At 44.3% G+C, this 20,668-nt stretch carries 22 protein-coding genes; 10 read left to right on the top strand and 12 right to left on the bottom strand.

Translation table 11 applies throughout. The features are described 5' to 3' along the window. Positions 1-351: 351 nt before the first annotated feature. Complete coding sequence (locus F6K51_RS10570; protein ID WP_293020146.1) at positions 352-1,050, bottom strand: uracil-DNA glycosylase; 699 nt, start codon at positions 1,048-1,050, stop codon at positions 352-354. Positions 1,051-1,213: 163 nt separating this feature from the next. Here F6K51_RS10570 and F6K51_RS10575 point away from each other — a divergent pair, with 163 nt between their 5' ends. Then, on the top strand, positions 1,214-1,936 hold the full coding sequence (locus F6K51_RS10575; RefSeq protein ID WP_293020147.1) for a phosphoribosyltransferase family protein: 723 nt from the start codon (positions 1,214-1,216) through the stop codon (positions 1,934-1,936). 16 nt (positions 1,937-1,952) lie between these two features. Beyond that, the gene (locus tag F6K51_RS10580) at positions 1,953-2,258 is read left to right on the top strand and encodes a hypothetical protein (protein WP_293020149.1); all 306 of its coding nucleotides are present in this window, start codon (positions 1,953-1,955) and stop codon (positions 2,256-2,258) included. On the opposite strand, the gene F6K51_RS10585 is transcribed toward F6K51_RS10580, so the two are convergent. Next, the gene (locus F6K51_RS10585; RefSeq protein WP_293020150.1) at positions 2,255-2,803 is read right to left on the bottom strand and encodes an RNA 2'-phosphotransferase; all 549 of its coding nucleotides are present in this window, start codon (positions 2,801-2,803) and stop codon (positions 2,255-2,257) included. The genes F6K51_RS10580 and F6K51_RS10585 overlap by 4 nt on opposite strands. Before the next feature lie 223 nt (positions 2,804-3,026). Between F6K51_RS10585 and F6K51_RS10590 the strand changes: the two genes are divergently transcribed. After that, positions 3,027-3,272, top strand: a complete 246-nt coding sequence (locus tag F6K51_RS10590; RefSeq protein WP_293020151.1) for a hypothetical protein — start codon at positions 3,027-3,029, stop codon at positions 3,270-3,272. Here F6K51_RS10590 and F6K51_RS10595 read toward each other — a convergent pair. The 4 genes from F6K51_RS10595 to F6K51_RS10610 form a co-directional block, all read right to left on the bottom strand. Next, complete coding sequence (locus F6K51_RS10595; protein WP_293020152.1) at positions 3,191-3,751, bottom strand: 3'-5' exonuclease; 561 nt, start codon at positions 3,749-3,751, stop codon at positions 3,191-3,193. The two genes, F6K51_RS10590 and F6K51_RS10595, sit on opposite strands and share 82 nt — an antisense overlap. Before the next feature lie 429 nt (positions 3,752-4,180). Beyond that, the gene (locus tag F6K51_RS10600) at positions 4,181-4,321 is read right to left on the bottom strand and encodes a hypothetical protein (protein ID WP_293020153.1); all 141 of its coding nucleotides are present in this window, start codon (positions 4,319-4,321) and stop codon (positions 4,181-4,183) included. Next, positions 4,311-5,795: a sodium:solute symporter family protein gene (locus F6K51_RS10605; RefSeq protein ID WP_293020154.1), complete on the bottom strand. Its 1,485-nt coding sequence runs from the start codon at positions 5,793-5,795 to the stop codon at positions 4,311-4,313. Before F6K51_RS10605 ends, F6K51_RS10600 begins: the two co-directional genes overlap by 11 nt. 4 nt (positions 5,796-5,799) lie before the next feature. After that, positions 5,800-6,018 carry a hypothetical protein gene (locus F6K51_RS10610; RefSeq protein ID WP_293020155.1) on the bottom strand — a complete coding sequence of 73 codons (219 nt, stop codon included), beginning with the start codon at positions 6,016-6,018 and terminating at the stop codon, positions 5,800-5,802. Between the two features lie 592 nt (positions 6,019-6,610). Between F6K51_RS10610 and F6K51_RS10615 the strand changes: the two genes are divergently transcribed. Both F6K51_RS10615 and F6K51_RS10620 read left to right on the top strand, forming a co-directional pair. Further along, positions 6,611-7,975, top strand: coding sequence for a DNA cytosine methyltransferase (locus tag F6K51_RS10615; protein WP_293020157.1), 1,365 nt, complete (start codon positions 6,611-6,613; stop codon positions 7,973-7,975). Positions 7,976-8,171: 196 nt separating this feature from the next. Further along, positions 8,172-8,378, top strand: a complete 207-nt coding sequence (locus tag F6K51_RS10620; RefSeq protein ID WP_293020159.1) for a hypothetical protein — start codon at positions 8,172-8,174, stop codon at positions 8,376-8,378. A gap of 368 nt (positions 8,379-8,746) precedes the next feature. Here the strand turns inward: F6K51_RS10620 and F6K51_RS10625 are convergent, their stop codons facing one another. Beyond that, on the bottom strand, positions 8,747-9,028 hold the full coding sequence (locus F6K51_RS10625; protein WP_293020161.1) for a hypothetical protein: 282 nt from the start codon (positions 9,026-9,028) through the stop codon (positions 8,747-8,749). Here F6K51_RS10625 and F6K51_RS10630 point away from each other — a divergent pair. Continuing rightward, positions 9,016-9,207 (top strand): hypothetical protein, encoded by a 192-nt coding sequence (locus F6K51_RS10630; protein ID WP_293020163.1) that lies wholly within the window; start codon positions 9,016-9,018, stop codon positions 9,205-9,207. The two genes, F6K51_RS10625 and F6K51_RS10630, sit on opposite strands and share 13 nt — an antisense overlap. Here F6K51_RS10630 and F6K51_RS10635 read toward each other — a convergent pair. Next, positions 9,137-12,634, bottom strand: a complete 3,498-nt coding sequence (locus F6K51_RS10635; protein WP_293020285.1) for a filamentous hemagglutinin N-terminal domain-containing protein — start codon at positions 12,632-12,634, stop codon at positions 9,137-9,139. The two genes, F6K51_RS10630 and F6K51_RS10635, sit on opposite strands and share 71 nt — an antisense overlap. Before the next feature lie 183 nt (positions 12,635-12,817). On the opposite strand from F6K51_RS10635, the gene F6K51_RS10640 reads away from it, so the two are divergent. Next, positions 12,818-12,943, top strand: a complete 126-nt coding sequence (locus tag F6K51_RS10640; protein ID WP_293020165.1) for a hypothetical protein — start codon at positions 12,818-12,820, stop codon at positions 12,941-12,943. 827 nt (positions 12,944-13,770) lie between these two features. Next, complete coding sequence (locus F6K51_RS10645) at positions 13,771-13,923, top strand: hypothetical protein (protein WP_293020166.1); 153 nt, start codon at positions 13,771-13,773, stop codon at positions 13,921-13,923. An 84-nt stretch (positions 13,924-14,007) separates the two neighbouring features. Here F6K51_RS10645 and F6K51_RS10650 read toward each other — a convergent pair whose 3' ends face one another. Together F6K51_RS10650 and F6K51_RS10655 are read right to left on the bottom strand one after the other, a co-directional pair. Then, positions 14,008-15,702, bottom strand: a complete 1,695-nt coding sequence (locus F6K51_RS10650) for a hypothetical protein (protein ID WP_293020167.1) — start codon at positions 15,700-15,702, stop codon at positions 14,008-14,010. A 463-nt stretch (positions 15,703-16,165) separates the two neighbouring features. Next, entirely contained in the window at positions 16,166-16,312 is a 147-nt protein-coding gene (locus F6K51_RS10655; protein WP_293020168.1) for a hypothetical protein, read from the bottom strand. 669 nt (positions 16,313-16,981) lie between these two features. Here F6K51_RS10655 and F6K51_RS10660 point away from each other — a divergent pair. Both F6K51_RS10660 and chrA read left to right on the top strand, forming a co-directional pair. Beyond that, positions 16,982-17,992 carry a sulfotransferase gene (locus F6K51_RS10660; RefSeq protein WP_293020169.1) on the top strand — a complete coding sequence of 337 codons (1,011 nt, stop codon included), beginning with the start codon at positions 16,982-16,984 and terminating at the stop codon, positions 17,990-17,992. A 10-nt stretch (positions 17,993-18,002) separates the two neighbouring features. Beyond that, complete coding sequence (gene chrA / locus F6K51_RS10665) at positions 18,003-19,241, top strand: chromate efflux transporter (protein ID WP_293020170.1); 1,239 nt, start codon at positions 18,003-18,005, stop codon at positions 19,239-19,241. A gap of 38 nt (positions 19,242-19,279) precedes the next feature. Here chrA and F6K51_RS10670 read toward each other — a convergent pair whose 3' ends face one another. Together F6K51_RS10670 and F6K51_RS10675 are read right to left on the bottom strand one after the other, a co-directional pair. Then, on the bottom strand, positions 19,280-19,426 hold the full coding sequence (locus tag F6K51_RS10670) for a hypothetical protein (protein ID WP_293020171.1): 147 nt from the start codon (positions 19,424-19,426) through the stop codon (positions 19,280-19,282). A 149-nt stretch (positions 19,427-19,575) separates the two neighbouring features. Next, entirely contained in the window at positions 19,576-20,610 is a 1,035-nt protein-coding gene (locus F6K51_RS10675; protein ID WP_293020173.1) for a phosphate/phosphite/phosphonate ABC transporter substrate-binding protein, read from the bottom strand. Between the last annotated feature and the right edge of the window lie 58 nt (positions 20,611-20,668).

Genomic DNA, 20,668 nt, shown 5'->3' on the forward strand with positions numbered 1-20,668 from the left:
TGATAGCTTAAATCCAATATCCCTGTTGTACTTAGATAGATTTTCTTTGGCTTAAGTGCTCTTCATGGCTTATGATACACTGTCAAGTTTTCACTGTCAAATTTTCGGTCAATTTACAGTGATTTTATCACTTTCTTTCAATGCGATTACCCTGTATTAAAAACGCTGTATAATTATTGGTTTTTCGTTAATTTACCATTGAAAGTTGTAAATTAACAATTTTAAACTTTCAATGGTAAATTAACAATTAACAATCAACAATTAACACTTAACTAATCTCTACTCCCTGTTCCCTCTTCTGAGTTCCCTATTCCCTGTTCCCTACTCCCTATTCCCTAATATCTATTGCATCTAAGAGCGAATCTCATCTAACTTAGCACGCACTTTCTGGATATCTTGCCACATCAGCCACTTTGGACTACCTTGATCTCGTTTGGGATTCCGCAGTAGGTAAGCAGGATGGAGAATTGGCATACACCACTTATGCCCTTCCCATTCCATCCAGGTACCCCGAATCTTAGTAATCCCCTTCTTGTTACCAGTTAAGCCTTTTACCGCTGTGGCACCAGTGAACAGAATAATTTGGGGGTCTACTAGGCGAATTTGCTCCAACAAGTAAGGTTTGCACGCTTCAATTTCATCAGGAGTAGGAGTGCGGTTACCAGGAGGTCGGCACTTCACCATGTTACAAATATATACATCTTGTTCACTATCGATTTTCACAGATGCCAAAATTTTCTCCAACAGTTGCCCTGCTCTGCCTACAAAGGGCTTACCAGTCTCATCTTCTTGTTTACCCGGTCCTTCCCCAATAATCATAATTAGGGCATTAGGGTTGCCACGTCCAATAACAGCCTGAGTGCGGGTAGCTCCTAATTCGCACCGTTGGCAAGATTGACAGTGTTCTGTCAAGGATTCCATGGTGTCGTAAGTGCCAGGAGGAATAGGGATTTTGGCATCAGTGGGGATTAGCTCCCTTTGGACATTGTTGGGCTGTGATGGGGTTAACTCTGATTCGTCAAAAAGACTAAGTTGTTCTCCGTTGGACATGAGGGCTCACAGAAATTTTTGCAGGCATAAGGCACCTTACTACTAATAGTAGATTCAGGAGATTGTGAGCAAGTAATTATTACAATCTTTCTTTTGATACAGTAATCTTGACAAAAATCCGTAATTATAATATATATCAGGCAACTTCATACCGGAGGAAGCCATGCACACTGCCCCGCTGTTTAGCGATCGCGCTGATGCCGGTGAGCAGCTCGCTCAAGCACTTATCCCCTTGGTGAGCAGGCTGCACGCTACAGGTATTGATGCAACGCCTATTGTATATGCACTACCTCGGGGGGGTATCCCAGTAGCAGCACCAGTAGCTCGGGCACTGGATTGTCCACTAGATATTGTAGTGGCAAAAAAAATTACCACGGCTCGCAACCCAGAATTAGCAATCGGTGCGGTGACTTCCTCGGGAGTTGTACTTTGGTCTGGGCAAAGGCGATGGCGAAACAAAAATGCTCAATGGCAGGAAATAGTATTAGCTCAAGCTCAAGAAAAAGCCCAAGCTCAGCTAGCTCAACTGCAACCGGGTTGTCCGAAAACCAATCCTACTGGTGCCCTAGCGTTGCTGGTTGATGATGGCATTGCTACTGGAATGACCATAGCAGCAGCAAGCGCAGCAGTAAAAGCCCACAATCCAGCACAGGTCTGGATTTGCACACCAGTGGCACCAGGAGGATTAATACCCTGGTTATCACAATGGTGCGATCGCATGGTTATCTTACAAACACCGGAACCCTTTCTAAGTGTCAGCCGCTTCTACCTCAAATTTCCTCAAGTTAAAACCGAGGAAGCTCTAAGCTATTTACAGGAGCATAACTATAAGCATAACTATATTAGAATATCAGAGTCTTCAGTCAACGCTAGCCTAGAGCATTAACTAGCTACTTTAATTTATGAGACTTTGGCAGTTTTGGTGGCGAACATTAGTGCTTTCAACCCAGTACAATCCACCAGAGTTCGTTGAATTAATGATGACCTCATTGGCAATGGCATTACTAGCCACCTGGGGATATTATACCGATGACTGGCCCTATCTGGTACTCAGTTCTAGCTTTGCTATGGGAGCAGCCGTATCCATGTGGGTCAGGGGTACAACCATGCCTTCCTCTAATTCCCCTATGGTTCAGGTAATGGCTATCGTGTTGATTATCTACAGCTTTTATGCTTTTTCTCACCTTGTCGATGACATTTTGACTTAAATGTACACTGCTAAATACTCTGGTGATACCCAATCGACTAACCAAATTCCATTATCAGAACAATAGAAGCTGTGACCAGCTTTGTGCATAGCTGCGGCATCAATGGCAAAAACCACAGGGCGACCATGTCTTGCTCCCACTTTTCTGGCAGTTGCCATATCTGTCGATAGATGAACATGATGTCGCGACATTTTACACAAACCTTGCCGGAGAATTGACTCAACTGCCCGGTGACCTGTGCCGTGATACAGCACATCTGGTGGAACCACAACTTCTAGTTGTAAATCGACTTTGACCGTATGACCTTGATTGGCACGAATTCGGGTACCTGTGGAGTCGAAGGAAAAGCGCTTCTTGTCATTTTTGGCAACTACTTGATCTAAATCAGCACGGCTGATCCGAAAGGAATGCTTTTTACAAGCTGCCAGTAGTTCCTCAACACCAACCCAGCCACCAGGAGCGAGTGTGATTCCAATTCTCTGAGGCTGGTGCCGAAGATGCTTACTCAAATATTTACTAATTTTGACTAACCGAGACGGATTCATATTGATATAGTAGTTTGCTATTTTTTAAGTACATATTTCTGGGTTTTTAGGGAACAGGGAATAGGGAACAGGGAACAGGGAATAGGGAACAGGGAACAGGGAATAGAGCAGTTTGTATGCAAACTAAGTTATTTATTATTGCAAATTAATAAGTCGATTTTATTTTTTTAACTTCATTTTCATAATTAAATTATCTGCAAATCGCTATTATTTTATAATAGTGGTGATAAACATTATTAAAGACCGCGCTGCATCGCTTTTCGTCAATTATTATTCCCGATTCCCGATTCCCGATTCCCGATTCCCGATTCCCGTTCCCCTCCTGGGAGGGGTTAGGGGTGGGTTCCGATTCCCGATTCCCGACTTCTGGAACAAGTCTAGTCGATATCATGGTGTAGTTCTGAATTGCGAAAGTAACCTTGAGAAGATCCAAGCAATATTCCAAGCATCATCTCCTCCCCGGTGGTGAGTACCTTCCAACGGTAGATTCAGTAAATCCAAAGCTTGTGCCATACCAACTTCATGGGGCAAAGCATAACTAATGGCAAACAAGGTCTTGATGTTGATATGTCTGGAACCGAAGGGATATCTCACAAAACGCGATGTACACTGTTTCTGAAATTGATTTCTATCATAATCCCCATAGCTGGCCCACACTCGCCGAGCAGATAAATACTTATCCTGTAGAATTGAACACGCTTCAACAAACGATATTCCCTGGTCAACTTGCTCCTGGGTTAATGTAGTTAGTTTGGTACAAAATTCACTGACCCTTGAGCGTTCTGGTTTTACCAAAATACTGTCTTTTTCCAGGGGCTTCCCAGAAACAACATCCAATACACAAATCCCAATTTCAATGATTTCGTTTTCTTGTCCTGGGGGTGGCTTCCCTTGCCAACAGGTGGCTTCAACATCCACAACAAGAATTTGGTCGAGTTTTTTGGACATATTAGCCTCCGGCTAGTCGATGTTGGTCAGAATGTATAATTTAGAATGTAGAATTAAGAATTAAGAATTAAGAATTAAGAATGTAGAATTAAGAATGTAGAATGTATAGCGTTTCTAGGATTTATTAGGTACGCTTATCAAGCTCAAAGTCCCCCTTGATAAGGGGGAGCAACGGGGGATCCATTTGTACCTGATGGCATAGCGATGCAGCGCGGTCTTGGGGGTTTCCCCCATGAGCGACTGCATCAAGACAGAGAATTGCTATAGAAGACAGAATGTAGAATGTAGAATGTAAAATTTCAAATTCTAAATTCTAAATTCTACATTCTACATTCTCAAATACTGTGTTTGTATTACATTATAATACAAATTGCCAAGCATGTCTACTCAAGACTCTCCAACTCCAGACTCAGTACGTAAGCATATGCGCTACGCGCACGCTACTTGAGGTGCCGTCAGCCGTTGGCCAATGACTGATAGCTGATAGCTGATAGCTGATAGCTGATAGCTGATAGCTGATAGCTGATAGCTGATAGCTGACCACTGACCACTGACCCACTCAAGACTCACGACTATCAACCAGTCTCCGGATCGGCTTGATTGATCCGACAATAATAATTAATCCGGAAAGGGCAACAATAGGGACAACTGGCAGAAAACCGAAGGTAAGACTTTTGGGAATAATCCCCAACTGAAAGCCAATCACTGCGGCTTCACCCACAAGAATCGATACAATACAGGTCAGAGGATGAATAGTTCTGCTATACAATACTGCAATTACCGTCGGAAACAGTACTGCTAATCCGGTAAAGGCTTGGGTTGCGATCGCAGTAATCGTATCTGGGGGATTTTTGGCGATAATTAAACCAATAATTGCCAATAAAACAATCAGTAGTCTACCAACAAAGGTTTGTTCTTTGAGGGAAGCGGTTTTACGGAAATAAGCAAAATAAATATCTCTAGTTAGCATGGAACTGAGAGCCAAAAGCTGGGAGTCTAAGGTTGACATCAAAGCAGCTAATGCTCCGACCATCACTAAAGATGCTAGCCAGATTGGTGTATGTTCTGCTAGCATCATCGGAAACACTTGATCAGATGCTTTTCCTGTCAGGTCAGAAAAGGAAATATGTCCCCACATTCCGATTAGTACCGGACAAATAAACATGATAGCGCTTACTAGGGGATAAATCACTACCGAAACTTTTAGGGAATTGCTAGTTTTTGAGGTATAAAATCGCATGAACATCTGGGGAAACATAGGAACACTAAGCATCCAGAGAATCATGAAGCTAAACCACTTACGATAGGTAAAAAAATTATCTATACCCTGTCGAGAAAACAATTCAGGTTTGAGGGTGTAGACAGTACGGTTAGCTTCAGCAATCCCTCCTAGACTAGAAGCAATTGCTGCTACTGCTGCTAACATTAAGGTAAACATTAAAACCCCTTGGATAACATCGGTTAGGGCAACGCTTCTCATTCCCCCCATGAACACATACAGCACGATTACAACTGTCAAAAAGGTAGCCCCTGTAAAATAGGGAATTTGTCCATTGGTTAACGTTTCAAGAATATAGCCAGCTCCAATCGGTTGTAGGGTTAAGTAGGGAATGGTGAAAATTACCATAACCGCCAGAAAAATTAATTTGAGGGTATTGCTAATCCCAGGGGATACACCTGTGCTACGGAAACGAGCTTCCATCAATTCAGAAGGGGTGATTAAGCCGTGTTTGTTGCCTAAAAGCCAGACTCGATAACCGATAAAATAAAAGGTTAGTGCGATTAAGCCAGTTCCAAACCCCATCATTCCGTAATAACTCAGACCAATGCGATACCCTGATCCTGAAAATCCCAGAAAAGCAAAGGCGCTGAAATTGGTAGCAATTAGGGTGAAAAATAGGAGAATTGCTCCCATGTTACGGTCAGCTAAAAAATAATCGTCAGGGGTGTTTTGTTGTTGGCGATAACCAACTAGTCCTACCACAAGGGTTACTAATAAATACCCGGCCAGCACAACATAGGGAATAATCGAGTCTAGTGTCATCTCCTTAACGGTCTTCCTTAGACGAAGTTTCCCAGAAATTTAGCACAAATAGTAACAATGCGATCGCGAGGAGAATTTGTAAGGCAATAAAATAGAATACCCAGGGGGGAAGATGGAGCAAGGAGAAGGAAATGTCTTGCTGCCAAGACCAGAAATCTTGGGATAGCAGGAAAATTACCGTAAAGCAGAAAAACCAGAAAAATGAGGATTTTAAAATTGGCATCAGCACTTTAGGAAAGGGAGTAGGGAGTAGGGAGTAGGGAGTAGGGAGATGGGAGATGGGGAGATGGGGAGATGGGGAGATGGGGAGATGGGGAGATGGGGAGATTTTTATTAAGGGTAATTGTTACAACATGATATTATAATTCTATTTTTATGAGTGTTTTTGCATCCATTGAGATCCACCCTTAGGGAGTAGGGAATATGGAATCAAAATTATCACAATTCCTAAACGGATTGCTATTACTAGTCGCGACATTAATGTGAATCGTAAAAAAGAGCACTAACTAAGGTATGGTAGACAATAGTGTTTTCTTACTGATCAACCATTATAGATAAGCTAGTGTCCATTTAATTTGCCTATTTTCTAGTTTCGGGAAAAGTCGTCAATCCCTCTTAGCCTCTTACCCTGCCCCACTCTCCTCTCATGTTGAGTATTTAAATTAGATGGGTTACAGCTTACTAAGGGTTACAGGTACTATAGCAATGTTCCCTATTCCCTATTCCCTGTTCCCTATTCCCTGTTCCCTATTCCCTGTTCCCTAAAATCCCAAAATTGTGTACCTCACCCAATTGAAAACCGCTCTATAAACGGCATGGCCAATTTCCCTCATCGACCGTTAGCCGTTGATTTATTTGCTGGTGCTGGTGGTTTCTCCCTAGGGATTGAGCAGGCGGGGTTTGATGTTGCCCTCGCCGTTGAACAAGACCCAATTCATGGGGCAGTGTATGCCTTCAATTCCCCCCAAACCAAGGTTTTATGTACCGACATTGCTACCCTGTCTGGTCAGGAAATTCAGAAAGCCCTGAGGGAGTGGGCAACTGAAAGGGGGCAAAACCAAGACTGTAATCAAGACTGTACAGAGGTTTCATCGAAGGTTTCTACCATTGATCTAGTCATTGATCTAGTGATTGGTGGACCCCCTTGTCAGGGATTCTCCTTGATCGGTAAGCGTCAAGTAGATGATGCACGCAATAATTTAGTGTTTGAGTTCTGCCGTTTGGTCAAAGAACTCCAACCACGCTATTTTGTGATGGAGAATGTTCCAGGCTTAGCTCAGAAGAAATACCAAGACCTGTTCGAGCAGCTAATCAGCGAGTTTAAAGCAGCTGGCTACACCATAACTGAGCCAGTCAAGGTCTTGAATGCAGCAGATTTTGGCGTGCCTCAAAAACGGCGGCGGTTGTTTTTACTGGGTTCTAGGCTTGGGGAAACACCAGTGGCTTATCCTGACTCAGAACTAGGCTCTCACCAATGGGTAACTGTTAAGGATGCGATCGCAGACTTGCCTAACTTAGATGATTTTCCCGAACTCCAGAAAACCGATTGTGTTGAACTAACACCAGAACAGCTAGACCTGCTCCAAGCTTTAGCCATGCCCTATGTAGAAAAGTTAAGGGATATAATCACCGATCCTGGTAACTTTGCCTATCCCCGCCAGTGGAATCCTCAACTATTGACCAGTTCCCTGCAAACCCAGCACACGGAAGCCTCTATTGAGCGGTTTAGAAACACACCCATGGGCGAGGTAGATACTACCAGTCGCTTACGACGCTTACACTGGGATCAACCATGCCATACCCTAAGAGCAGGTACTGGTTATAAAAACGGTCGCTACACCTCTCCTCGCCCCATTCATCCTGATTATCCACGGGTCATCTCGGTGCGAGAGGCCGCTAGACTGCACTCATTTCCAGATTGGTTTCGCTTCCACCAGACCAAATGGCATGGATTTCGACAGGTCGGTAATGCTGTACCACCACGATTAGGACGGGTTTTGGGTAAACAAATTATGACAGCCTTGGCCCTTGAACCATCAGTGCCAACCACAACTATCAAGCTCTCAGATACGAAATTATTAGCCTTTAGACAGTTCCAGGCATCTAAGTATTGGACTATAGTGATATTTATTCCTTTTTTAGTCTGCTGCTTCCCATCTCCGATCGTTCTCTTCTCCTAGAATCAACATGCTGTATATCACGACCGTCAACGCTGATCGGCTACTAGTCTGCCATCGTTGTAACTCAGATCACAGGTTAACCCCTATCCCATCACCACAAATTTTGATCTCGAATCACTACTAGCTAGGACTCTCTCTCACAGACTATCTCTTCAAAATTGCCGATAGTTAAAATTACAGAGATTATGTGGAGCCCATGAAACCCTCTCAAGTGATCTTCCCCAAATTCCCAGTGCAGCACATAGCTAAGCGTATTATTCATATGCGCCAAATTACCCGCATTGACCAACAGCTCTTTATGTCAGCTTTACTAGCCAAGGCATCACTTTCACTAGAAGAGCAAACCCTAGTCCAAGAGATTTATGACGGTTTGAACCGTGGATTGATTCGAGTAGTGGAATAAACTATATCACTTCTGATCATGAGGGTCAAACCAATCAATTCTAGGGGCGCTTCCCTTGCGCCCGAACCCTGTGCGCTCTTAAACCTGTGGTCGGCAGCAAGTGATATCATGTGCGGTTGAATACTTACACGCTTGCGCCGAATCGAAGGCAGAAAGCAGCTATGCTGAAGTAAAGGAGTAAGGTTTAATCCCAGAAGGTTTTTTATCACTAATTATCCGGACATAATATCAAACAACCCCCAACCTGGAATTATATCATCTCCGCATAATTACTCTTAATACAAATTTTTCCGAGCACCTGAGCACCCGATCAACCCATCTGCTAGTAAAGCATGACTACCTAGATCTAAAAGAGATCAGTGTTTATCTCAGTTTTTGTTATTATAATCTTTTGTGAGTTGATAGTTGCATTGAACTCTGGCTGATCGTGTATTGTCAGCCAGGTGCAACTTTTCTTGGCATTGCTGAATCGAGGGATGAATATCAGTGGGGTGGGCATCCTGCCTGCCGGATAATTGTAACGGGCAAGATGCCCGTTCCACAAAAGATGCCCGTTCCACAAAAGATGCCCGTTCCACAAAAGATGCCCGTTCCACAAAAGATGCCCGTTCCACAAAAGATGCCCGTTCCACAAAAGATGCCCGTTCCACCGATTCCCAAGGCGGGATACTGGCAAGATGCCAGTTCCACCGATTCCCAAGGCAGGATACTGGCATCTTGCCCGTTCTACCGATTCCCGATTACCTACTCCCTACTGCCTACTCCCTACTCCCTACTCCCGAATGGCAATCAAGATTGGGCAATATCTGATCAACAGGAGTACCCCTAAACGGATGGGCGGTCAGAATAATCGTGCCATCCTTTGCTGTTACCCAGCCTTGGGCTTCGATAATCACTTTTTTTTCTTGGGGAGGTTGAGGCTGTGTTACTGAAGGTTGCTGCTGTAATCGTTGTCTGCTGGTGCTGGCTAAGCCAGGACGAGTTCGCCACCCCACTGTTCTGTGGGCATTAATCACCGGATCTTCTGGAGTCGGTGGTAAACCCCCTTTTCCGGTAATGAAAAAGGAACTCCCGCCAGCAATCCGATTATTCTCAAAGCCACAAAGGTCATTGGCCAGGATCGCTTCTGCATCTACAGGGCTTCCTGGCAATTCGGTTAAGCCTGAGGTGGGGTCTACCTGTGAGATGTTGAGGATTACGTCACCGTTGAAGGATGAGCCAAGGTTGGAGGTGGAAGTGATGTCATTGTCTGGAGTGAGACGGTCGCGAAACTCTAAGCCAAAGATGCCTTGGGCATTAATCTCAACACGACCTCCTCGACCTTCTTCAGCATTGGCGGTAATGTCGCTATTTCCCAGACCGACTAGGGTATCAGTATCAATAAATATATTGCCCCCATCGGTATTCTGGGCGTCAGTATTAATTTTGCTTTCGTTGAGGAGTCGGATGTCACCAGCTTCTAGGATAATATTGCCTTCTTGTCCTGCTGTTTCTGCTGTGATGATTCCTTTGTTGTCAAGGAAGATGGAGTTAGCATTAATCTCTACCTTGCCTGCTGAAGTTCTCTGTTCAAAACTTCTAGCACTAACTTCTGCTCCATCAGAGATTATTAACTTGTCAGTGGTAATATTCAACAACTCTCCGGCATTTCCTGTGCCTTCAGTTAGAGTAAACAAGCCGCTGGGAAACTCACCATCGGCTGAGGTACTAGTACCAATGATTTGAACACTAGAGGAGGCATTGACAGTCACATTTCCCCCGTCCCCTTGACCAAAAGTGGCAGCTGAAACTTGTGCTCCATCTTTGAGAATTAACTTGCCAGTGGTAATATTGAGATCTCCCGCTTTTCCTTTCCCTTGAGTTTGAGTAGACAAGCGACTGAGACGCCGACCATCAGCTGAGGTACCAATCACTTGAACCGTAGAGGAAGTATTCACATTCAAATCTCCCCCATTCCCTTCACCAAAAGTGCCAGCTGAAACTTGTGCTCCATCAGATACAATTAATTGCCCAGTGTTAATACTCAAATTTTGCGCATTTCCTATCCCTTCAGTTTGAGTAAACAAGCCGCTGGAAATCCTGCCATCGGCTGAGGTACCAATCAGTTGAACAGATTCAGAGGCATCCACAGTCAAATTTCCCCCATCCCCTTCACCAACAGTGGCAGCTGAAACTTGTGCTCCATCAGATACAATTAATTGCCCAGTGGTAATATTTAACTCTCCCGCATTTCCTGTCCCTTGAGTTTGAGTACGCAAGCTGCTGCCAATCCGACCATCGGCTGAGGTACCAATCACTTGAACCGTAGAGTCGGCATTCACAGTCAAATCTCCCCCGTCCCCTTCACCAAAAGTACTAGCTGAAACCGCTGCTCCATCAGATACCATTAACTGCCCAGTGGCAATACTCACATTTCCTGCTTTTCCTATCCCTTCAGTTTGAGTAAACAAGCGGCTGGTAAACCCACCATCTGCTGAGGTACCAATCAGTTGAAAAGATTCAGAGGCATCCACTGTCACATTTCCGGCGTCCCCTTGACCAATAGTGCTAGCATTAACAACTGCTCCATCAGAGACGATTAACTCCCCAGTGGTAATACTGACATCTCCCCCTTTTCCTATCCCAGAAGTTAGAGCAAGCAAGCCGCTGCGAGACCGACCATCGGCTGAGGTACCCATCACTTGAACCTTGGAAGAGGCATCCACAGTCAAATTTCCGCCGTCCCCTTCACCCCTTGTGCTAGCATCAAAAACTGCTCCATCAGAGACGATTAACTCCCCAGTGGTAATACTGACATTTCCCCCTTTTCCTATCCCAGAAGTTAGAGCAAACAAGCCGCTGGGAATCCTACCATCGGCTGAGGTACCAATCACTTGAACCTTAGAAGAGGCATCCACAGTCAAATTTCCGCCGTCCCTTTCACCCAAAGTGCTAACTGAAACAAATGCTCCATCAGAGACGATTAACTCCCCAGTGGTAATACTGACATCTCCCGCTTTTCCTATCCCAGAACTTAGAGCAAACAAGCCGCTGGGCAACTGACCATTAGCTGAAGTACCAATCACTTGAACAGTAGAGTCCGCATCCACTGTCAAATTTCCGCTGTCCCCTTCACCAAAAGTGCTAGCTGAAACTTGTGCTCCATCAGAGACCATTAACTGCCCAGTGGTAATACTCACATCTCCCGCTTTTCCTGTTGCTCCTGGAAGAACTAGGGCTCCCAAGAGGCTGCGAGTACCATCAGACGCACCAACCACTCGCACAGATTCAGTGGCATCCACTGTCAAATCTCCCCCCTGTCCTGAGCCGGATACATTAGCACCTATAATAGAACCATCCTCAAGACTCAACTGAGAAGCATCAACAACTATGCCACCGCCACTGCCACTACCTTCGGTATTCGCAAACACAAAAGAGCGATCGCGTAAACTCACATTAGCTCCCTGCACCTGGATACTGCCACCACTTTCGCCACTGGTAATAACAAAAGCACCGTCAGACAAACTAATATCCTGAAACGCTGGAACTGCTGAATAATCCAACACAAAACTAGTATCGGTTGGGGTCAAGTTCACCACACCATTACCCACACTCCCCAGCTCAATCCGTCCATCCAATGCAGCTATCAAACCACCAGGAATAGTAACCTCACCACCAATCAGCCCTAAGGTTTGACCATTTGGTACCAAAAACAGACTAGACTGATTAGTAATACTTCCGGGATTTGAGCCATATTGCAACCCAGATGGAATATTAATAGTTAATAACGGTTTATCATTGGGATTTTTTGCGCTGAATACTGTGCCATCGTCAAACAATATACTATCAGCAGTACTCCCAAAAAATGAGCCTCCCAGATCGAGTCTGCTATTGGACCCGAATACAATACCATTGGGATTTATCAAAAATAAATTAGCATTTCCCAATACTCCCAGAGTCCCCAAAATATTAGAAACATTTGTTCCAGTTACCCGACTCAGGATGTTGGCAACTCCTGCTGGATTCGCAAAATAAACTCGCCCAAACTCGGCCACATTGAAATCCGAAAAGCTGTGGAAGAGATTACTGTCTCTAATCGCTCCACCTTCTATCAAATCTGCCAGGGCACCATTAATAGTCACATTGGGTGTTACTACAGAACTGACCTTACCGAGGGTATTATCTGGGGTTATTTGCCCTAATGCCGTAGTTGCACCCAGTAGAGAACAAAGAACAAAAGGACTTGCTGCGACAAGTTGGTCAATCCGAGGTTTCATGTTAATCAATAAAGATGCTCCCGATTTCTCGGATTATTTCATAAACTATGAATTAAGCTTTATTGATGTAACAATTCTTGAAAAGACTTTACTTGAACTTCATAAAAATATAGCAAAGGGAACAGGGAATAGGGAACAGGGAACAGGGAATAGGGAGTAGGGAGTAGGGAGTAGGGAGTAGCGATGCAGTCAACTATTATTACTGTTCTGGATTACCTGTTCTGGATTACCTATTTTGGATTACTTGTTCCCGATTCCCGATTCCCGATTCCCGATTCCCGATTCCCGATTCCCGATTCCCGATTCTAAATTCTAAATTCTTAATTCTAAATTCTAAATTCTAAATTACCTCTATTTAGTACCCTTTAAACTATCAAACTTATTATTTAAAAAGCCAGTAAAGATAGTAATCACTCGATGCTTTATATCCTTAATATTCACACTTACCGACATCCCTGATGCTAGGGGAAATGATTCTCCCAAACGTAAGCATTGAGCTGACGGCTGACAGCTGAGAGCTGTTGAGGTTAATGAATTGTTTCTCAAAGATGAATTCGCTATAGTCCGCTAGGTCATCAATTCCTACCAAGTTTAAAATAATTTCAGTTATAAGCCAAACGATGATTTTATGCCACATTACCCTGTCCTCTTTACCTGTCTAGTTTTAGAGTAATGAGCAGAGCCAGGAATACTGTCTCATTTTTTGCATCAGTTTTTGAATCAAGTGTTTTTATTAAGCTGATATTTGTGATTTTTATTAGATTAATTTAAGGCTGTATTCAGATTAAGTTTAAGTTACTTTCAGATTGACCAATAAATAGAGATACTCAACAAGCTTAGGGGTGGTTATAGCATAGTAATCAAGACTATTTATCTCAGTTTTTGTATCAGTTTTGCGATTTTATTCAGACTTATATCATTTTGAGCTCATATTACAGCGTTTTTTAATTCGGTGAGGTACACAGGATTTTTTCCCTGTTCCCTGTTCCCGGGAGCATGTCAGTTTTGTTAATTCCTGGTTTAGATCCCCCTAAATCCCCCTTAATAAGGGGGACTTTTGAATTGAATCGAATTCTTAATCACAGGGAGTTTTTCATCTAATTCCCCCCTTTTTTAAGGGGGGTTAGGGGGGATCCATGTACCTAATTACAAAGGTGACATGCTCCCCCTGCTCCCTGCTCCCTACTCCCTACTCCCTACTCCCTAGGAATTTATACCTCACCCAATTGAAAACTGCTATATGGTTTTTATGTAAGCTATTGAGCTTAGATAAAAAATGCGATCGCTAATCTAACTAGCGATCGCTAACAGTCTTGGGTAAACACCTTTTATGTAAGAACTAATCGGAACAGTCTTGGGATTAAACTAATGTGTTACACAAATGCATTAAATGCCTGCTCAGCAGCATCAAGATTGCCGAATACAGTCAGATTATCCTCGCCGCCAAGGATGGCTACTACCGCTTCTTGACCACTAACTGTTTCGCGACCGAAACTAATATTGCCCAAGAACTCATCAGCGAAATCAAAGCTATCCCCTGCCTGAAAGTCAGTGATTTGGTCAAAATCCTGGAAACCGTCTTGGAAGATTTCACTGCCGAAGGCGAAGATGTCTGCACCTGAATTGCCAGTTAACAAGTCATTGCCAACCCCTCCGTTCAAGACATCATTAACGCTACCACCAATGAGAGTATCATTGCCTTCATTACCGAAAACAGTACCATTAACAGTGCCTGCGATACCATCATAGGTATCATCACCCGCACTGAGTAGAACATCGCCGTTGATAGTGCCTTGGTTAACAATAGTTACGTCACCCTCAGCATCCTGAACATCAATAGCCACCTGAGGGCTGCCTGCAACAACACCACCGTTGATAGTGCCCCTGTTAATGATTTCGCCGTTGAGTTCGACTCCGTCCTCAATCAGTACTGCCGCATCAGTTTCTGAGGTCAAGGTGCCTTCATTGACAATATCACCATTGAAGACTGAGAGGTCAGTATTAGTACCCTGTCTGAGGCGAACAGCAGTAGCTCGGTTGTTGCCCACCGGCACACCACGTCCGATCACCGTACCTCGATTAATTACGCTACCTGTGACATCAGCACCGAGTTGTAGAGAAATGGCATCTCCATCATTGCCTTCACCCACATCGATCAGACCACTACTTTCGTTCACAATCGAGTAGGAAAGCGCACTCTGGTCAGTGTAAACCACACCATCCCGGGGACTGGCAGAGGTGAGAATCTGACCGAAGTTTTGAAGGCTAATATCTTGACCACCGATATTTACGGCACGACTAGCACTAGTGATAGTACCGAAATTTTGCAGCGCCCCAGAAGAGGTACCGCCATTGCCAAAGCTGACGCCATTGAAAGCACCATCAATCGTACCGTTGTTAACGATTGTACCGTTGAGTTCGACTCCCGACTCAATCAGGACACCACTGTCAGTTTCTGAGGTCAAGGTGCCTTCATTGACAATATCACCATTGAAGACTGAGACATCCGCTCCTCCGATGTCAGTACCCTGTCTGAGGCGAATCGCAGTAGCTTGGTTGTTACCCACCGGCACACCACGTCCGATCACCGTACCTTGATTAACCACACTGCCTGTGACATTAGCACCGAGTTGTAGAGAAATGGCATCTCCATCATTCCCCTCACCCACATCAATTACAGCATCAGGACCGTTGAAAATATCATAGGATGTAGCAGTCTGGTCAGCGTAAACGACACCATCCCGAGGACTTGCAGAGGAGATAATCTGGGCTAAGTTATCAACCCTGATGTTCTGACCACCGATGTTGACGGGACGACTATCACTGGTAATCAAGCCTTGGTTGGTTAATGTGCCAGAAGAAGCACCACCATTAAAGAAGTTGACACCGTTGAAGCTACCATCAATTGTCCCTGTTTCTGCGTTAAAAATGCTGGCATTAGTGCCGGTGATATCAACAGCACTACCATCAACATCTAATGTACCGAATACGGTTAAAGAATCCCCTACTCCAGGTAGTACTACGGGCTCGGTTAGAGTTTCTCCAGTGGGAATAAAAGTGTTTGACATCAAAGTTCCTCCGAATGCAAGTGAATGAAGTTGGTGAATGAAGTTGAGACTGGAAGTAAACACTGGTCTACCGGCAATAGACCAGTGTAATGTTTTTAACCTCAGGCAAACATTGACCCTTAGGCAAAAACCATAGCTTTCAACAGGGCATTAGCGCTTTTGTCTAGCCGCTAAGGTGTCTATATTTCTACAATGGCATTCGGATCAGAGCCTAATGTCTCAGTTTTTGTCTCAGTTTTTTACCTCAGTTATTTTAACTAGGCTTAGTTGTATAATTTTTTTCATACTTAACCCAGGGTGAGCTTAGATTTTTCTCAGAGTAATCTCAGGTTGAAGCATAAACCGATGAAATTAATCCTATTCAGAGCCGCTATATAGCATAAGTTTGAATAATAGTTGTCTCAGTTTTTGTCTCAGTTGTCTCAGTTTTGCTTTTTTTTCTCAGTTTGGCTTCAGTTTTATTTCATTGATACAGATTTTTTGAAGTCGGGAGTCGGGAGTCGGGAGTCGGGAGTCGGGAGTCGGGAGTCGGGAGTCGGGAGATGGGGAGATGAAATTGATGTTTAGCGGTGTGAGCGCTAAGAATTGGTATGACACAGGACTTACGCACTCAGATATATAAAATGTCTGTCACCCTCTGTTCCCAGATCCGCTGTTCCCAGATCCGCTGTTCCCAGATCCGCTGTTCCCTATAGCTAAAACCCTTGATTGTTGGTTTAACTGCCTAAAATGTCAATCATTTAACCTATCTACTTTAGTGATAGTGCTTAATTTTCGGCTGTTATCCCGGATCGGGTAATCAGTTAACGAAGGTGTGATCTGGTTGATAGGGTTTATAAATCAGATCTAAACATAGGAGGTCTTTTTTTATTGTCCAATAAAACTCCGTATCTCTTTCCCCTCTTGCCTTTTGCCTCTTGTATGCAAGCCTTTTCCGGCAATAATTTTGTTTACAACCCAGATATAAACGCGCTGATCGGTTGTTAAACCATTTATTGCTGCCTCAGTTTTAGTCAAGGGTGTAAGTTTCTGTAGCATTGCTACTCAAACCCCCTATTGCAGCAGTAAGTCAAGAGTGATTTCTGTGCATTTATCCACTAGACAGAGCTTGGTTAGTTAGCTAAACACCGCTCCACTCGCAGCTAGGGAGAGTTGGTTTGGTGAAGACCAAGCTTTTATTGTGCTGCTTTGCAACCACAACGTTTTCTGATGGCTGCTTCTACTTAATCGGTGATCAAGGTCAGCAATTGGAATTCAGTGATGAGGATAGCTCAAAGTTATGTCTATTTTTATGATCGGCACCCAACGCTCAGGCTCTAATTTATTGCGCCTGATGTTGAATCAGATCGGTGATCTCGCTGCTCCCCACTCCCCTCACATATTGCAGCGGATGATGCCATTACTACCTAGCTATGGGGATTTGAGTCAAACGGACACCTTTACCCTCTTAGTAAATGATGTGTGTCGTTTAGTGGAACTCAATCCCGTCCCTTGGGAGGGTGTGAATTTAGATACAAAGGAAGTAATTTCCCTTTGCCGAGAGCGGTCTTTGGTGGCGATATTTGCCTCTGTCTACGATATTATGGCACAAACTTGGGGAGCAAAGCAATGGTGTTGCAAAAGTTTAGCCAACGTTTACTACCTGCCAGAGATTACCGCCTATTTGGAAAACGCTAAATTTATCTATTTGTACCGGGATGGTCGAGATGTGGCGGTTTCTTTTAAGAAGGCAGTGGTTGGAGAAAAGCACTTCTACCATATTGCTCAAGAATGGGCAAAAGCTCAGCGTTTAGCACTCCAGATGCGCTCTCGCCTAAGTCCCGAGAGGTTTTTCAGTATCAGTTATGAAACCCTAATCAGCTCTCCTGAGACGACTCTGCAGGATCTGTGTAATTTCCTAGGGGTGCAGTATACTCCTGAGATGCTGGATTTCCATCAATCCCAGGAAGCTTCGAATGCTGCAACGTCTAGCTCCCTATGGAGTAATGTAACCCAACCTGTCATTAAACAAAACACTAAGAAGTTTCTCCAGGAAGCTACGGATGAGGAAATCCTGATTTTTGAATTGGTGGCGGGAGATGTACTTGATGCTCTCGGTTACGAACGGGTTGGGATTCTTAAAGGCAAAGAAATCAAATTCAGCAGCACTGCGATCGCTAAATTTAATGCGATTAACCAAAGGTTAAAAGCAGAAGTACGCCAAAAGATGGATCCTGAGGACTTAAAGCGACGGGATCGCCAAGCCACTTTGCTCAAAGAGATTAAAGCACGCCAGACCGTAGTGGCTTAAATAACTGACTATGTTAAAAAAACTGCATGTAAACTCGGAAAATCCCGAGTCGGTATCCCTTTGGTTTCTGTTCTGGAACTTTTTCAAGATCGGAAGTACAGCCTTTGGCGGTTTCATGGCTCTGATTTCCGTAGTTGAGAATCGGATGGTGCGGCGGCACAAGCTCCTCACCCATGAAGATATGCTAGATGGCATTTCCTTAGCCACTGTTTTACCTGGCCCAGTTGCTGCTAATGTAGTAGCCTATGTGGGCTATCGCTTGCGGCGGACTAATGGAGCTGTAGTCAGTGCTATCGGTGTGTTGCTCCCTTCTTTTATCCTGGTAATTGGTCTCACCATTGCTTATCTCCAGGTCGGGGAAATTCCAGCACTTCAAAAAGCCTTTGCGGGATTTATTCCTGCGGTGGCGGCGATTATCTTGAGTGCCGCCAGGCGCATGAGCAAAAAAGCGATCAAAGGCTGGCGGGAAGTAATGATTGCTTTGATAGCGGCAGTCCTACTCAAGGTAATAGGAGGATTCTACATTACTGTACTAGTCGTGGTGGGTTCTGGATTGGTAGGATGGCTTTGGTTAGGTGACACTAAGCAGTCGGGACAGGAGAATTCCCAAGCTCAACCGATTCAGGAGTCAATTCAGGGGATTTCCTGGCTGAAGCTGTCAGTCACCTTGCTCATCCTCCTGAGTTTTCTGTTGCTTTCTCTGATTCCCCTACCCTTTTTGGGGGAAACCAGCCTCGCGAAACTATTCGTCACATTTTCCGGCATGAGCCTAATGCTATTTGGTGGAGGCTACGTGTTCATTCCCCTGATTCAAGAAGTGGTGGTGAATAATTACGGTTGGGTGACTCAGACAGAATTTGCTAATGCGATCGCAATCGGACAAATTACTCCTGGACCAATTCTGATCAGCGCTGCCTTCATCGGTTATGTGGTGAAAGGGATTTCGGGAGCAATAGTAGCAACAGTAGGAATTTTTTTACCACCAGGACTGCTGATGGTAACCTGTTCCCACTTATTGAAACATATCAAAGAATCTACAGTCATTCAGGCGGCGCTCAAAGGAATTCGTCCTGCCGTCATTGGCATGATCATTACCGCTGCTATTGTAGTAGCTGGGAGTGCTGAATTTCATGTTGGCAGCCTGGTGATCTTTGCCGCAGCTTTAGCTGCCATGTGGCGGTTCCGCGTGAAGGTGCTGTTAATTATCCCGATTGCTGGAATTTTAGGCTTAGTACTTTACTCAATCTAGAATGGGTTGCTATAGCAAAGGGAACAGGGAACAGCGGATCACCGGAACAGGGAGCAGGGAGCAGGGAGTAGGGAACAGGGAACAAACATTCTCTCAATTGATTTAGGATTGCTATAATATAGAGTTTTAAAACAAGTTGTAAAGTTATAGATTGTCGAAAAAGGCAAGAGGCAAGAGGAACCCACCCCTAACCCCTCCCAGGAGGGGAAGGCAAGAGGGGCAAGAGCTCCAGAGTTTTTTAGTAAAATAAAATAACACCTTCTCGGTTTACATCTCAAATACAAATGCTATAGCAATCCGTGTAGGAATGGTGAGAATTTTTGTTCCCTACTCCCTACTCCCTACTCCCTACTCCCTGTTGCCTGTTCCCAGAATTCCTAAACGGATCCCTATTAGCATGCCAACTTTTTAGCGTCAACGTTTCAATCAGCTTATCCAGGGAGCCATAATCCTCTGCCGGTAAAAATTTTTCTATCTTAGCAGCTACGAGGGCTGGATGGTTTGCTGGGATATTCAGAAGCGCTTCAGTCACTGCTGCGACTAATTGCGGGTCAGTACCCTTAACCGCAGCAATTGGCCACTCGGGATAGAGCTGGGTGGTATGAGTATAGAAGAATTCGTCCTTAGCCGAATCTAGGATTCTCAGCTGTTCCAGGTTTTCCAACAAGCCTTGGTTGAGCATCTTTTCTAATTGACCTGTACGGATAAACCCAACATCAATTTTGCCGTTGACTACGTCAAGCACGATCTTGTCTTGTGATTTGTTTTCCACAAAACTGCTGAAGTCCAGGAACGGGTCAATACCATGTTGAAGCAGATGATAGATTTGGAAAGTGCAGCCAGCCGCCGCCGTTTGAAAAGCCACGCAGGCTGCCTTCTTACCCTGCAGATCCTTCAGCTTGTAGATATTGCTATCGCTTCTGACGATGATCAGACCACCAAATTTTGTACCCACCTGAGGTCGAGAGTGGGTAAGTAGAAATTCCGTATCGTAGAGCCGACGGATTTGCACAGCTGCCAGAGGATTGTTGGTGGTAAAGTGCAAATTACCTTGGGCTACTTCAATGAATTGACTTTCTTGGGTAACAGGTACTAAGGAGAAAGGGCGATTAATCACCCCAGAGAGGTAGTTTAGGAGTGGCTGATACCGTTGTTTGACAGAATCCACGCTATCAATGATCAGCACACCCACCCGGACAGTATTGTCCGACACTTGTTGATGGGAAGTATCAACGGGTATCACTGATGGGTTTGCAGACTGTTTCTTCTCGCAGGCGGTAAGCCCTAGGATAAGAGCAATAGATACACCAGTCAACAGATGAATTATTGTCTGTTGATAACTTATTGAGTTTACTAGATTTTTAACCATCAAAACCGATTAAATTCTTCAATAATAAGAATCATAAAAATAATTTAAAATATATCTT

It is taken from the genome of Moorena sp. SIO3I8 (assembly GCF_010692325.1).
Classification (GTDB): domain Bacteria; phylum Cyanobacteriota; class Cyanobacteriia; order Cyanobacteriales; family Coleofasciculaceae; genus Moorena.